This window comes from Hominisplanchenecus murintestinalis, assembly GCF_943193015.1.
Taxonomy (GTDB): domain Bacteria; phylum Bacillota; class Clostridia; order Lachnospirales; family Lachnospiraceae; genus Hominisplanchenecus_A; species Hominisplanchenecus_A murintestinalis.
In genome coordinates, this window is record NZ_CALPCM010000029.1 from 1 (window position 1) to 14,190 (window position 14,190).

A 14,190-nucleotide genomic window follows, 5' to 3' on the forward strand; every position below is an offset into this window, starting at 1 on the left:
ATACCTGAAACACATATCTATCTAACATATGTTCGGTAAACATATGTTTTTCTTTGTGTGTCAATAGGTCGGAATTTCCTATAAAGCAAGGAAAGAGCCGCCTTTATGGCAGCCCTTTCTCTGATTACTGTTCATTTCATTTACAGTACCCTCTTTATGCTTATTTAAGCTCCTGGCATACGCCTGCTTCGTTAAAGGAATATTCTTTATTATTGTAACGTATCTTCAGCGCCCTTGCCATGCTTCCTTTCGGATGTACGCGTCCGGCGGAATCCTTTACTTTCTTCGGGAAGAAATAGTATACTTTGCCGTCTATCCTCATGAAGTTCGTCGCCATCACACCGATTGTTTCCCGTCCCGGAGTCGTATTCAGGAAATAGTAATCCTGTCCGTCGTTATACCATCCGATTTTCATATATCCGGTAGATTCGAAAAAGTATCTGTTCTTATTGATATCTCTCCAGCCTGTCACCATCTTGCCTCTGGAATAATACTTCCACAGCCTTCCATAGCCTACCCAGCCTGTTTTCTGATCATTCTCCCTCGTTTCATCCACGTAGTCTTTTATCTGCTTTCCATCGTCTCCCAGATAAATATCATTCACCCATGAATTTCTCACCATCTTTCCATCGCTGGCAAAATAGTATTTCCCGCTCTTGGTGCGCACCCATTTTCCGGCTGTCATCACTCCCTTTTTGTTGAAATGATAAACATTTTTCTTTATCTTCTGTATCCCTGTCAGGACATACCCTTTTTTATTAAAATAATATTTTTTGCCCTGAATGGTTTTCCAGCCACCTTTTAAGTACTTATCAGCTCCATCACAATAGCGGCGGCCATTCTCATCCTGTACCCACGCCGCATTAGGAAGTTTCTTCACGCACACACCTTTCGTATTGAAATAGTATGTGGTCTTGCCGACTTTTAAACGTCCGACTGCCATTTTGCCATCTTTGCAGAAAAAGTATTTCTTTCCGGCAATTTCTTTCCAGCCCTTCTGCATCTTCCCATCCTGATAATAATAAGTAGCCCCTCCCTGCGTCAGAAAACCGTCGCTTACTCCTGTCGCAAAAGCGGAAGCTGAAATACAGAACGCCAGCAGCAATGCCAGCGCTGCCGCAACCCCCATTCTTTTCTTATTCATTCTATCGCTCCCTTCTATGATTTTCATATATTTTATAGTATAATTCAGAACTCCTGCAATTTCAATCCTCTTAAGAAAAGCTTCATCTTTTTTCTGGGACGCCTGTAATAATTTTTCTGGGACATACCTGCGCGCACACGCCGCAATTCGCACACCCCCCATAATCAATATTCGCTATGTTATCTGTTACAGACACCGCCCCCGTAGGACACTCTTTCTCACATTTCCTGCAGCCGATGCATCCTGCCCTGCACGCCTGCATAACAGCTTTTCCCTTATCCTTAGAAACACACTGCACCAGGTGATCCATCTCGTAAGGCACCAGTTCAATCAAGTGCTTTGGGCATTGCGCCACACACGCGCCACATGCTTTGCATTTTTCTTTATCTACCACCGCAATCCCATCCATCACATGGATGGCATCAAATTTACATGCTTTTACACAGTTTCCATAACCTAAACACCCATAGATACAGCTTTTTGGTCCGCCGGAAGGAACAAATTCCATCACTGCGCAATCCCGCACGCCATAATATTCATAATTACTGCGCGTCTTGCCGCAGGTTCCCGCACATCTGACAAAGGCTGTCATGCGTACGCCCGGCTTTGCCTCTTTTCCCATAATAGACGCTATCTTCGCCGCGGCCTCCGCACCGCCCACCGGACAGACGTCCACCTCTGCCTCTCCTTCGGCAATTGCTTTTGCCACAGCGTCACAGCCCGCATATCCGCATCCTCCGCAGTTATTTCCCGGAAGCTCCGCACGAATCAACGCTTCTTTTTCATCTACTTCTACTTTAAATTTCTTATCTGCTAATCCCAGGAACAGTCCAAGAATCAGGCCGGTGCCGCCCACGATCAGAGCCGCAAGTATCACTCCACTCATATGCCCTCCTCCTATTTCAATCCTGAAAAACCAAAAAACGCAATTGCCATCAGACAGGCCGTCAGCAGCACGATCGGCGACCCCTTAAAAGATTCCGGGATATCATTATGCTCTATTTTTTCCCGGATACCAGCCATCAGCACAATAGCAATCAGGAATCCCACTGCCGTGGCAAAGCCATTGACCACGCCCTCAAGAATCGAATAATTTTTCGTCACGTTGATAAGCGCCACCCCAAGTACCGCGCAGTTTGTTGTAATCAGAGGCAGGTATACGCCCAGCGCATTGTAGAGAGACATACTGTACTTCTTAACAATCATCTCTACGAACTGCACCAGGGCCGCAATCACCAGAATAAACACGATCGTCTGCAGATAGGTCACATCAAAAGGCGTCAAAATGTATTTGTAAATCACGCCCGCAATCAGGGATGAAATGGTGATAACAAACACTACTGCCGCACCCATTCCCGCTGCGGTCTCCGTCTTTTTCGAAACGCCCACGAATGCACAGATTCCCAAAAACTGACTCAGTACTACGTTATTGATAAACGCAGCCCCCACCGCAATCATCAGAAGTTCACTCATCACGCCTCGCCCCCTTTCCCACAAGACTCATGGCAGGAAGCGCAGGAACCTGTACAGCCTGTTCCGATTTTCGTCTCCTGCCCTTTCATCTCCATACGCCGTTTCACCCTGTTCTGGAGTGCTGTAAGCATAGAAAGCACCAGAAATGCCCCTGGCGCCAAGATGAAAATCGTCATAGGCTCATAAGCATCCGGCATCACCCGGGCGCCAAACGCTTTCCCGGCGCCAACCAGCTCACGCACGATACCGATGCAGGTCAATCCCACCGTAAACCCCAGCCCCATGCCAAGTCCGTCAAAAAAGGACGGAATCACCGGATTCATGGAAGCATATGCCTCCGCGCGCCCCAGGATGATACAATTTACCACAATCAGAGGGATATAAATCCCCAGGCTTTCATACAGAGCAGGCACATATCCCTGAAGCAGAAACTGGACAATCGTCACAAAAGACGCCACTACCACGATAAACGCCGGCATACGCACCCCATTCGGGATAATCTTCCGCAGCGCGGCAATCATGGCGTTTGAGAGCGCCAGAATTACCGTCGTAGTAAGGCCCATTCCCAGTCCGTTTACCGCCGAAGTAGTGACCGCCAGAGTCGGACACATTCCCAGCATCAGTACAAACGTAGGATTCTCTTTCACCAGCCCGTTATACAGCCGTTCTGCAATCTTATTCATGGACGCCGCCTCCTTCCACCATGCTCTGGAAATAGCAAATCCCCGCATTCACGCCCCGCGTCATTCCTGTAGAAGTAATCGTCGCCCCGCTGATTGCGTTGATTTCATCCTCCGCTCCCGCGCCTGTTTTTGTAACGGTAAACCCGGAAACTTTCTTTCCCGCAAACTGGTTTTGGAACTCATCTTCCGCAGCCCGCATACCCAGTCCTGCCGTCTCACTGATGGTAAGAATCCGTATTCCGTTTACCGTTCCATCATTTTGGATACCCATAGAAAAATTAATTTCCCCGCCGTACCCCGTCGTCGTAACGTTCATCACCAATCCTAAAATCTCACCAGATTCTCCCGCCGCGCCATAAGCTTCTTTTATCTGGATATCCTCCAATCCAGCCGCTGCCAGCGCTTCTGCCGACTCCGCCTGTACTTTCGCTGCGTCCTCATCTGGTTCCAATCCATATACAGGCTTCATAGACGCCATTCCGGGAAATACCGATTTGTACGCTTCCTCCTTTGCCTGCCGCTCCTGCCCGGCAATCGGCGCTTTTGTAACCTCATACACAAATCCCAGGCCGATGCCTGCCACCAGCGTAATTGCCATCAGGATTAAAGCATTTTTTACAATCTTCATGCCTTCTTCCCTCCCTTTCCAAACGCCCTGGGAAGCGTCATCTTTTCAATCAACGGCACCAGAAGGTTGCCAAAAATAATCGCGTATGACACGCCCGCCGCTGAATTTCCATATACCCGGAAAATCCCCGTCAGGATGCCTAATATGCAGCCGTAAACCAGCTGCCCATGTTTCGTAATCGGGGTTGTCACATAATCTGTCGCCATGAAAAACGCCCCCAGCATCAGGCCGCCCCCAAAAAGCTGTCCCAGAAGATATTCCGGGTCTGCCCCATGTCCTCCGAAAACCAGGATAAAAAATAAGAAACTCAGCAAATAAGTACCGGGAATCCTCAAATCAATCACCCCTGCCAAAAGCAGGATAACCGCCCCAATCAGAACTGCCAGCACCGACACTTCCCCGATAGAACCTGTCTTATTTCCTAAAAACATATCCATAAGGTTCACCGGTTCCCCCATCTTCAATGCCGTCAGGGGCGTCGCTCCTGAAATTCCATCATATGTAAAATCCGTCATCCGCCCCGCAAAAGAAATCAGCAGGAAACATCTGGCTCCCAGCGCAGGATTCATAAAGTTTTGCCCAATTCCCCCAAAGAGCTGTTTCACAACCAGAATCGCAAAAACGCCGCCAATCACCGGAATCCACCACGGCACGGTAGCCGGAAGGTTCAGCGCCAGGAGAAGCCCCGTCACTGCCGCGCTGAAATCCCCCACTGTAATGTTCCTGTGCATCAATTTTTCATAAACATATTCCGTCAGTACACAGGATGTTACCGACACCAGAATTGTCACCAGCGCATTTATCCCAAAATGATACACGCCGAAAACGCTTGCCGGAAGCAGCGCAAGGACTACCAGCAGCATAATCCGTGACGTTGTGTCATGCGAACGGATATGGGGATTGGATGATACATTCAGTAAACCGCTCATCTTCTCTTCTCCCTTCTACTTTTTCTTTCGGTTCACCAGTACGATTTTACGCATGGATTTTATGTACTGGGTAAGCGGGCGTTTCGCCGGGCAGATATAACTGCAGCAGCCGCACTCGCAGCACTCCATACCGTCTGCTTTCACAAATGCTTCCTCGTCATGTCTCTCTGCAAAGTCCGCCAGTCTGGAAGGAACCACCCTCCCCGGACAGACGCTCACACACCGCCCGCAGTTGATGCAGTTTGACGGCTCATAAGCCGCCGCCTCATCTTTCGTAAGACATAGCAGGGCAGAGGAAGTCTTTGTACAGGGCACATCCAGGCTATACAGGGCAAATCCCATCATCGGCCCGCCAGACACGATTTTTTCCGGCTGCGACTTAAAGCCTCCCGCCGCGTCCGCCAGCTCCGCATAATTCGTCCCCGTACGGACGCGGAAATTCTGCGGCTCGGCAATGGCGTCGCCCGTCACGGTCACGATGCGCTCCGTCAGCGGACGTCCGTTATAAACTGCCTGATAAATGGCATATACCGTATCACAGTTGTCCACCACGCACCCGACGTCTGCCGGAAGCATGGACGAGTTAATTTTCCGTCCTGTTACCGCAAAGATGAGCTGACGCTCAGCTCCCTGGGGATACTTCGTTTTCAGCACTTTCACTTCAATGCCCGTTTCCCCCGCAGCGGCCTCCCTGAGTTTGGCAGCGGCATCCTTTTTATTATCCTCCACAGCCAGGATGCCTTTCGCCTGCGGAAAAATTTTCAGCACCGCCTTTAGTCCCGCTACAATTTTATCCGGCTCTTCCATCATCCTCCGGTAGTCCGCAGTCAGATATGGCTCACACTCCGCGCAGTTTACAAGCACATAGTCAATTTTTTCCGGCTCTTTCGGCGAGAGCTTCACATGTGTCGGAAAACCTGCGCCTCCCATGCCTACGACGCCCGCTTCTCTGATATACTGCAGGATTTCCCCGCCTGTCAGATTTTCCAATGGCTTCCGCTCCGGACGCGCAATCTCCGTATACTTCCCGTCATTTTCAACGATGATGGCGCCGCACATGGTTCCCGTTACCGTCAGGCGTCTCTCAATCCCTTTGACTACGCCTGAAACAGACGCGTGGATAGACGCTGACACGAAGCCTCCCGCTTCTGCGATTACCTGTCCGACCTGAACATAGTCCCCCTTCTTCACTACCGGAAGCGCCGGTGCGCCAATGTGCTGGGAAAGTGGATATACCATATCACCTTGGGGCAGAACGTCCCGGACCGGCTTATCCTTTGACAGCTCTTTGCCGTCATAGGGGTGGATTCCCCCCTTAAATGTTAATCGCGCCATTTTTTCTTCCTTTCTATTTCTTGACATCCTCTTTATTCTCTTTCCTTTCGAGCCTGCTCAGACGCATCAACCTTTCTCTTGCTTTGCTGGCCTTACTTAGATTTGGATATGCTTTTATCAGACGCCTGCTATTCCAGCCGCCTTTTACAATAAGGTTTGAGAGCTTTTCCACCGCCACCCTTAATTTCTCAATAGCCGCTTCCTTCTGCTCCTGAATTCCCATTTTTTCAATCCTGTCTGCCATCATCTCCTGATATTTTTCCAGGCGCTCCCTGATGTTCCCATACTTTCTGTTCCTGCGGTAAGAGTCCAGCAGTTCCAAAAGCTCTGAAGCAGAAGTGAAAATTCTGGATTCCTGCAGATGCTCAGAAAATTCTGACATTGCCTGTTCCATCTGCGCCACCTTTTCTCCCAGCTGCATCGCCGTCGCCATAGAAAATCCGAAGTCCACAGCATACAGCACAATCGCCGCCCCAAGAACCCCCCGTCCGGACGCCTCATCCACCAGGCCTGTAATCCTCTCCACCAGGGGCTGAAGTATTTCAAACATAATCACTGTAAAAAATCCCCATACAATAGAACTTCCCAGGCAAATTCTCCCCTGGAAATTAAACCGGTTGCTGCTGTAGTCCCACCAGCTCATATGGAACAGCTTTTCCATAACCACTGCCGTTAAATATTCCAGCGTCGTAGCCAGTGCGATCCCGCAGAAAAAAAGTGGAAGGATCTTCCCATCCAGAGGGCGCAGAATCAAATATACGCTTACCGCCCCAACGCCGTAAATCGTACATACCGGGCCTGTCACAAACCCACGGTTCACCAGCTTCCTCTCTTTTACCGAAACATAACAGCTCTCCCAGATCCAGCCCATCACGCTATAAATAAACAGCCACGCCAGAACATGATAAAAATCAATGCCTAAAATTTCCTGCTCCCACATAAACCTGTCCTGCCATCCGGCAGGCCGCTCCTTTCTCCTTTGCGAAAATCCTCAAACTACTGTATAATATATTTACTCGCGCCTCTTAGAAGCAGCTGGCGCGCATGAATTTACAAACAACTATTTTTCACTGGAGGAACCTATGATTACCATCACCGATACCTGTAACCACCATCCCTGCCCGCCGGCATGGCAGCATCAGATTCCACCGGAATCTGTCATCTTTGACATTGAAACCACCGGTTTTTCTCCAAAATCTGCTTTTATTTATCTGGTTGGCGCGCTCACTCTCAAAAACGGTTCCTGGCAGCTCACTCAATGGCTCGCCGAATCCCCGAAAGATGAGCCTGAAATCCTCTCTGCCTTTTCATCCTTCCTCTCAGGCTTTCGTTATCTGATTCACTTTAACGGCGAAGCGTTTGATTTGCCCTTTCTGAAAAAAAGATGTGAAAAATATAAGCTGCCCTGCGGCCATCTAGATAAAGTGCAAAGTATCGACCTTTACCGTATATACCGCCCCCTGAAAAAGTTCCTGGGGCTTTCTTCCATGAACCTCAAATCCCTGGAAAACTTTCTTGAGTATTCCAGAGAGGATGAACTGGATGGGCAAAAACTAATTGCCGTCTATCATGAATTCTCCAGAGCTAAATCCCCTGCCCTGCGCCGGCTTCTTCTGCTGCACAATCATGATGACCTTCTGGGGACTGCCGCGCTCTTCTCCCTCAGCGCCTACCTGGAACTATTGGAAGGAGCTTTCAGATTACATACCGCTCCCTCTGTCCAGGCAAATCAAGACTCTCTGATGCTAACCTTCAACATCAGCCTGCGCACTCCCATCCCCCAGTCGATTTCCATATCACGGGAAGAAGGCAGTTTCACAGCCTCCAGTTCTGCCGCCGTTTTACAGGTTCACGGAATTTGTGGCGCTCTGAAGCATTTCTTCGATGACTATCGCAGCTACTACTATCTTCCTCTGGAAGACACTGCAATCCACAAAAGCGTGGCAGCCTATGTAGACAAAGAACATCGCACCCCCGCAAAGGCATCTAATTGTTACTGCCGGAAAGACGGATATTTCCTCCCGGGTTTTGCCGATGTCCAAACACCAAAATTTTACCGGAATTACGGAGATTCTCTCTTTTACTTAGAGTGTACAAAAACCTTCCTGGAAGATTTCACCAAACTGCATACATACGTTACAGCTTTCCTGCGCAACATGTAAAATCAACGCTCTCGCTTTTGCTAATATTGTAACATAACTCATCCTTAATTGCTACCCTCTGAAATGCCTTATTGAGGGCTATTGGTAACAGTTCAGCCCAGGACTTTGCACATGCTGCAAAGTCCGTGAGAATGCGTAAATTCAGACAGAGAATCCATCCCTTTGCGATCAGCAAACTTTAAATGAGCTGGATTCCGTAACAGTGAAGCCGAAGGCTGAAATGTTACGGCTATTTAACAGAGGAAGCCGCCGGGATTCTCCCGGCAGCTTCCTCTGCTTTCTATACTTTATTTGATGTACTATGTTTAATAATTAAAGAACTGCTCAAATGGATTGCCCATATATCCGTCGTCTTCCTGTCCATACCCTTCCTGAGGAATACTGTCAGGATTCTCCTGCGAAGGCTGCTGTGTACCTGTGGACGCATCTGCCGGACGTTCTCCTAATGTCACACTCACAGTCCGCTCCACATACTCGCCGCCTTCGGCCGCAGCTACGATTACATCTATGGTTTCCCCTGCCTCATAGTAATTCATGCGGTCAAACAAATCATCTTTCGAAGAAACTGTCTGCCCATCCAGCTTGGTAATGATATCGCCTTTCTTGATTCCGGCCGCTTCTGCCGGGGAACCTTCTTCTACTTCATAGACAAACGCACCTGCAGGCATATTGTAGACTTCTTTCGCCTCCTCAGACACATCCCTTGGGGTAACGCCCATATAACCCATCTTCGACGCATCCACTTCTGTTCTGGTCTGCCTGTTCATCAGCTCATTCAGAATCGGCATTGCAGTATTTGTCGGAATCGCATACCCCATACCTTCCACGCCTGCCTGAGCTGCTTTTACGGAATTGATGCCAATCAGTTCGCCTGCCGTGTTCAGAAGAGCGCCGCCGCTGTTTCCAAAATTAATGGCGGCATCTGTCTGAATCATGGAATTTGTCACTTCATCTACCGTCACTTCCCTGTTCAGCGCACTGATATATCCGACAGTTAAAGACTGTCCGTACCCCAGCGCATTTCCGATGGCTACTACCTGCTGTCCCATTTCCAGATCTTCGGAATCGCCCTGCGGAATCACTTTAATCTGACTCTTGACTTCCTCCGGAATATCCGCCAGGTTTACGGCAATCACCGCGAGGTCATGGCTTGGGTCGGTTCCCTTTGTCTGCGCTTTCACAACAGCGTCCTCTGGGTCTTTTGCATCCACTGTAAAGCATACGCTCAGCTCCTGGGCTCCCTCCACCACATGGTTATTTGTAGCAATCAAAAGCTCTGTCTCATTCTGGGAAACAATTACACCCGAACCGGCGCTCTCCGTCTGCTGCTGATATGTCTGTCCGAAAAACATGCTCTGTACTTCTTCCACACCTCTATTTGTGATTGCCACGATAGAGGGCATCGCATTTTTCGCCACTTGTGTAATATCTGTAGTATTATTCAGTGAAACTGTCGTCCCGCTCGCTGTCTTTGTGTTTCCCTTGGCTTCTGTCTGCGCTACCTTATCAGCCGTCCCTACCGTCATCTCTGTTTCCCGGCCTATCATCCTGCCGCCCACATAATCGGTAGCCTGGAATGCAGCGCTGGCTACCACGCCGAACACCACTGCCATTCCGGTGCATATTGCAAAGCTTTTCCAAAGCGGCCTCTGTCCTTTTGGCATTTTGCGGCGAGATACTTTCTGATTCTGAAACATCTGCCCCGGTTCACGCTGCCCTTCTATGTTTTCCTCTCTATTGTATGAGTAATGATAAAATCCCGACTGTTCCTCCGGGCTGTGCTGTACTACGCCGGAGTGAACAAACTCTGGCTCTTCCGGCTGAACCTCTTCATGAAATGTACGCTGCTCCTGCCCGAACTCCTCAGAATCTGTGAAAGTCTCCGCAGAGCCGCTCTCCTCTGTGTCTGCAAAGTACGGCGTCTCCTGTTCTTCCCCTCCCCCGTAATATGTGGGTTCCGGCTCTGTCCCTGCGCCCTCAGACGTCACACCGTCCGTCCCCTGGTAATTCATCTCATCTTTATTATCAAATTCATCATACATAATTGAATACCTCCTTCGTAACTTGCTTTTCTTAATTTCTGAAAACAGTTTATCAACGAATTGTGTTCAATCTGTGATGATTCCTTTAAAAAAATTTGCTCAAAAAAAGGCTTTCCTGTGTCCTACTTCCAATAATCCCTGTTCATCGTAAGTCTTAAAATCAGCCATTTCGGCAGCTTTCGGTAAGCTTTTCCCAGACAATAACCAATATATTTAAACCCACTGTTCGCCGTCAGTTTAAAAATCATCCAGGGCTTCCCTATCTCCATCAGATATTTTGCGCTCTGCTTCACCATGCGGATTCCTTCGCTCTCAGACTTTGCCATGCCAAAAATCTCCGGATGCTCCGCCTGCGATACAGCCAAATCAAAGTTCCTCCTAAGCTGCTCTATATTCCCATAATTATGGGAATGAATGACAGCTGCCTCCGCCACATAGGCAATCCTTCCTCCATCTTGTATAATTTTCCCTGCAAGAATCATATCTTCATTAAAAATTGTATGCTTTTCAAAACCACCGAGCTTTTCATACACGCTCCGGCGATACATCGCGCACACATTCGAACAGAAAAATGTCTTTATTCCATAGGTCTGCAAGTCTTCCATAGACTTCACGCTGCTTTTCTCCGGATAGTTAAAGCTCCGGGTATAACGCTCCAGAATCCCGCAGTCCCTGCACGGAAGCTGCCTGGCATAAGCGGCCGCCACCTGCTTATCTTCAAAAGCCACTGCCAGCCTCTCCACCAGATATTCATCCTGCGGAATCGCATCCTGTGTAAGAAAAAGAATCAGATCTCCATCTAAAAGAGAAGCGGCACTATGCCTGGTGCCGCCATGATCAAACTCTTCTTTCCGCAGATGACGCACTTCCACATGCGGCAGTTCTTCATATCCCCTCTTGGGAAAATATTCCTCTTCCGTATTCATAAGAAGAATTTTTCCAATAGGATATGTCTGTCTCTGCAGCATCTGCATTAATTTATCAAACTTTTCATCCGGCTTATATACCGGAACCACAAGATCGACTGTATACTCTTTCATAACTTACTGTATTCCCGTCTCGTTAATAATGTTATTGCTGATTTCCTGTACTGTGTTTGAAGGCGTATACCCATCGCTTCCGAACAGCCATTTATGAAGCTCCAGTACATTCTGCGCCAGGTTCTGCGGGATCACGCAATCACCCGCACTGATATTCGCCGTCTGAAGTTCGAATGGAAAACCTGTAGTATCCGCCAAATTATATTTTCCTACGTCCATCGCCAGACTTAAAATTTCCGTCGTACTCAGGCTTGTCAGAATATGGGGCGCCATCTCGTCCACCATAGCATTCAGCTTAAGCAAATCCAGCGTCTTTGCCTTTTCCAATATTTTTTCCAATACGGTACGCTGCCGCTCGGTTCTCTTGTAATCGCTTCCCTCCGTATAACGGATTCTACAGTAAGACATCGCCTGCAGTCCATTCAATGTCTGAAGCCCCGGCTGCGTCACCGGAACGATTTCCCGCCCTGTCACCTGGGAACCTTCCTCCTGATAACCGTTAATCCATTTAATTTCATCTTCCTGTACGTCAATCTCAATACCGCCCATCAATTCGATAACATCTGCCAATCCATTGAAATCAATCGTAATAAAGTCCGTAATATTCAAATCCAGATTTTTATTGAGCATGTTTATCGAACGCTCCGGACCGCCGAAATAATAGCATTCCGTAGCCTTTCTGTACTCTCCGTTTGTATTATCCAGATACGTGTCACGATAGACGGATACAAGCTTAACGTCCTTCGTCTTATTGTTGATGCTCGCCACTATGATGGAATCGCTGTGTGCTTCGATATCCATCTTTCCCTCCCGGGAATCCACACCGTAAAGCGCAATATTCCTATAGCCGTCCAGCACTTCTGCCTCTGCCGCGTCAATTTCTTCGTTAATAATGATATCCCCTTTGGAAATATCCTGCTTTTTCAGCCTGCCCAGCTTAAAAGCAGCAAACAACACCACTGCCAGTATCAGCAGTACCAGGACTTCAATTGCAAAAATAACTTTCCGCCTGTTCCGGCGTTTCTTTCTTCTGTTATTCCTCTGTCCTTCCGGCTGATAGTAACCGCCCCCCTGACCGTAACCGTCCTGATAATATCTTCCGTCCTCACGCCCGTAGCCATCCTGATACCCTCTTCCACCTTCCCGTCCATAAGGCTCCTGATAATATCCTCCCCGGCCGCGCCTTCCGTATGGCTCATTTCCATACGGTTCCTGCTGATAAGGCGTCTGCCTTCCGTCCTCATAAGGATGTCCCATATTTCTGCGTCCATCTCGTGTATCTCTGTTTCTCGCCATAGTACCCCTTCTTCCTAATATGCATTTTTATTAACAAATCCCTTGAACAATGTGAGCACAAGTATCTTGATGTCAAATCCCACTGTCCAGTTTTCTATATAATACAAATCACATTCTATGCGCCTTTTAATTGAAGTATCTCCCCGATACCCGTTTATCTGCGCCCATCCGGTCATCCCCGGACAGACCTGGTGTTTTACCATATAGCGCGGTATTTCCTCTCTGAACTTCTCCACAAACTGCGGCCTTTCAGGTCTTGGCCCTACCAGGCTCATCTCCCCTCTCAAAACATTAAAAAGCTGCGGCAGTTCGTCAATGCTCGTCCTGCGCATAAACTTTCCAAACCCCGTAATCCTGGGGTCATTTTTTACCGTCCAGCCCTTTTTCTCTTCTGTTTCTTTCTGAATTTCCATTGAGCGGAACTTATACATATGGAACGGCCTGTTATGCCGCCCTACTCTCTCCTGTTTGAAAATCAGCGGCCCCGGCATCGTCAGCTTCATCATCAGAACCGCAAAAAGCATAATCGGAGAAAACAGCAGGATAGCTGCCAGCGCCCCCAGAATATCCATCGTACGCTTCACCATACGGTTAAACGTATTCGACAAGGGTACATGACGGATATTGATAACTGGCAGTCCCAGCAAATCCTCCGTATATGGTTTCGTGGGAATAATATTATTATAATCCGGTACAAACTTTGTATGCACGCCGGATTTCTCACACAGCGCCACGATATGCTCCAGCTTAAAATATTCATTCAGTCCCAGCGTAATCACAATTTCATCCAGACGGTTTTCCGGCAGGATGACCATCAGATTGTCAATACGCCCGATAACCTTTACATCCTTATATCTTGTTCCCCGCGCCACATTGTCATCCAGAACGCCCCGTATCAGATAGCCCCACTGGGGATTCTGCCGGATTCTGTCAATGTATTCCTCTGCCGCGCGGCTGTACCCCACTAAAAGGATATGCTTTAGGTTCATTCCTTTCTTGCGGATTTTCATCAGGAACATACGGATTAAATTCCGTACCAGCGTTTCCAGGAAAATATTAATTCCGTAAAACAGCATCATCATGCTGCGCGAGAAATTATCCTCATGCATCATATACAGCACAAGAATCAATGAAAACAAAGCAATCGTATTTGCCTTGATAATATTTCCCGCTTCCAGCCTGCGCCCCTGAACGCGCTTCGGAGTATAGAGGTTGAACGCATAATACAGAAGCAGCATTCCTGCTACCAGGAACGCCAGCGTAACCATATATGTCTCAAACGGAAGCTTCCCCACATTTTCCGGTGCAAGAAACGTAAACTGGATAAACCATGCCGCCAGATAGGAGACGGCCGTCACAGCTGCATCCACAAACACATGCATCCGATTAAAGAATTGTTGGTTATCCTTTATCATCTGTCCCCTCCTTCGTCAAAAATCCCAGCATTCTTTCCGCTAA

Annotated in this window: 13 protein-coding genes; 1 reads left to right on the top strand and 12 read right to left on the bottom strand. The window is 48.3% G+C overall.

What is annotated here, in order from left to right; translation table 11 throughout:
- Positions 1–160: 160 nt before the first annotated feature.
- The 8 genes from NFR99_RS10305 to NFR99_RS10340 form a co-directional block, all read right to left on the bottom strand.
- The gene (locus NFR99_RS10305) at positions 161–1,144 is read right to left on the bottom strand and encodes an N-acetylmuramoyl-L-alanine amidase family protein (protein ID WP_158604947.1); all 984 of its coding nucleotides are present in this window, start codon (positions 1,142–1,144) and stop codon (positions 161–163) included.
- A gap of 82 nt (positions 1,145–1,226) precedes the next feature.
- Positions 1,227–2,030: an RnfABCDGE type electron transport complex subunit B gene (locus NFR99_RS10310; protein ID WP_251353563.1), complete on the bottom strand. Its 804-nt coding sequence runs from the start codon at positions 2,028–2,030 to the stop codon at positions 1,227–1,229.
- An 11-nt stretch (positions 2,031–2,041) separates the two neighbouring features.
- Positions 2,042–2,617: an electron transport complex subunit RsxA gene (gene rsxA, locus NFR99_RS10315; RefSeq protein ID WP_251353564.1), complete on the bottom strand. Its 576-nt coding sequence runs from the start codon at positions 2,615–2,617 to the stop codon at positions 2,042–2,044.
- Positions 2,617–3,300: an electron transport complex subunit RsxE gene (gene rsxE / locus NFR99_RS10320; RefSeq protein ID WP_120485441.1), complete on the bottom strand. Its 684-nt coding sequence runs from the start codon at positions 3,298–3,300 to the stop codon at positions 2,617–2,619. The genes rsxA and rsxE overlap by 1 nt, the downstream gene beginning before the upstream one ends.
- Entirely contained in the window at positions 3,293–3,928 is a 636-nt protein-coding gene (locus NFR99_RS10325; RefSeq protein WP_120485443.1) for an RnfABCDGE type electron transport complex subunit G, read from the bottom strand. Before NFR99_RS10325 ends, rsxE begins: the two co-directional genes overlap by 8 nt.
- Entirely contained in the window at positions 3,925–4,857 is a 933-nt protein-coding gene (locus tag NFR99_RS10330; RefSeq protein ID WP_135976434.1) for an RnfABCDGE type electron transport complex subunit D, read from the bottom strand. Before NFR99_RS10330 ends, NFR99_RS10325 begins: the two co-directional genes overlap by 4 nt.
- A gap of 15 nt (positions 4,858–4,872) precedes the next feature.
- A complete protein-coding gene (gene rsxC, locus NFR99_RS10335) occupies positions 4,873–6,192 on the bottom strand; it encodes an electron transport complex subunit RsxC (RefSeq protein WP_251353565.1) in 1,320 nt (439 codons plus the stop codon).
- A 13-nt stretch (positions 6,193–6,205) separates the two neighbouring features.
- Positions 6,206–7,132 (bottom strand): putative ABC transporter permease, encoded by a 927-nt coding sequence (locus NFR99_RS10340; protein WP_120485447.1) that lies wholly within the window; start codon positions 7,130–7,132, stop codon positions 6,206–6,208.
- A gap of 142 nt (positions 7,133–7,274) precedes the next feature.
- Here NFR99_RS10340 and NFR99_RS10345 point away from each other — a divergent pair, with 142 nt between their 5' ends.
- Entirely contained in the window at positions 7,275–8,354 is a 1,080-nt protein-coding gene (locus tag NFR99_RS10345) for a ribonuclease H-like domain-containing protein (RefSeq protein WP_251353566.1), read from the top strand.
- 305 nt (positions 8,355–8,659) lie between these two features.
- On the opposite strand, the gene NFR99_RS10350 is transcribed toward NFR99_RS10345, so the two are convergent.
- From NFR99_RS10350 to NFR99_RS10365, 4 genes are all read right to left on the bottom strand, one after another.
- On the bottom strand, positions 8,660–10,396 hold the full coding sequence (locus NFR99_RS10350) for a S1C family serine protease (protein ID WP_243126797.1): 1,737 nt from the start codon (positions 10,394–10,396) through the stop codon (positions 8,660–8,662).
- A gap of 122 nt (positions 10,397–10,518) precedes the next feature.
- Entirely contained in the window at positions 10,519–11,436 is a 918-nt protein-coding gene (locus NFR99_RS10355; protein WP_120485451.1) for a glycosyltransferase family 2 protein, read from the bottom strand.
- Between the two features lie 3 nt (positions 11,437–11,439).
- Entirely contained in the window at positions 11,440–12,732 is a 1,293-nt protein-coding gene (locus NFR99_RS10360; RefSeq protein WP_120485453.1) for an LCP family protein, read from the bottom strand.
- Between the two features lie 14 nt (positions 12,733–12,746).
- Positions 12,747–14,147 (bottom strand): undecaprenyl-phosphate glucose phosphotransferase, encoded by a 1,401-nt coding sequence (locus tag NFR99_RS10365; RefSeq protein ID WP_120485455.1) that lies wholly within the window; start codon positions 14,145–14,147, stop codon positions 12,747–12,749.
- Positions 14,148–14,190 lie beyond the last annotated feature (43 nt).

Excerpts from the sequence above, each read along its gene's own strand:
- NFR99_RS10305 (WP_158604947.1), bottom strand. The coding sequence starts at position 1,144 with ATGAATAAGAAAAGAATGGGGGTTGCGGCAGCGCTGGCATTGCTGCTG.
- NFR99_RS10310 (WP_251353563.1), bottom strand. The coding sequence starts at position 2,030 with ATGAGTGGAGTGATACTTGCGGCTCTGATCGTGGGCGGCACCGGCCTG.
- rsxA (WP_251353564.1), bottom strand. The coding sequence starts at position 2,617 with ATGAGTGAACTTCTGATGATTGCGGTGGGGGCTGCGTTTATCAATAAC.
- rsxE (WP_120485441.1), bottom strand. The coding sequence starts at position 3,300 with ATGAATAAGATTGCAGAACGGCTGTATAACGGGCTGGTGAAAGAGAAT.
- NFR99_RS10325 (WP_120485443.1), bottom strand. The coding sequence starts at position 3,928 with ATGAAGATTGTAAAAAATGCTTTAATCCTGATGGCAATTACGCTGGTG.
- NFR99_RS10330 (WP_135976434.1), bottom strand. The coding sequence starts at position 4,857 with ATGAGCGGTTTACTGAATGTATCATCCAATCCCCATATCCGTTCGCAT.
- rsxC (WP_251353565.1), bottom strand. The coding sequence starts at position 6,192 with ATGGCGCGATTAACATTTAAGGGGGGAATCCACCCCTATGACGGCAAA.
- NFR99_RS10340 (WP_120485447.1), bottom strand. The coding sequence starts at position 7,132 with ATGTGGGAGCAGGAAATTTTAGGCATTGATTTTTATCATGTTCTGGCG.
- NFR99_RS10345 (WP_251353566.1), top strand. The coding sequence starts at position 7,275 with ATGATTACCATCACCGATACCTGTAACCACCATCCCTGCCCGCCGGCA.
- NFR99_RS10350 (WP_243126797.1), bottom strand. The coding sequence starts at position 10,396 with ATGTATGATGAATTTGATAATAAAGATGAGATGAATTACCAGGGGACG.
- NFR99_RS10355 (WP_120485451.1), bottom strand. The coding sequence starts at position 11,436 with ATGAAAGAGTATACAGTCGATCTTGTGGTTCCGGTATATAAGCCGGAT.
- NFR99_RS10360 (WP_120485453.1), bottom strand. The coding sequence starts at position 12,732 with ATGGCGAGAAACAGAGATACACGAGATGGACGCAGAAATATGGGACAT.
- NFR99_RS10365 (WP_120485455.1), bottom strand. The coding sequence starts at position 14,147 with ATGATAAAGGATAACCAACAATTCTTTAATCGGATGCATGTGTTTGTG.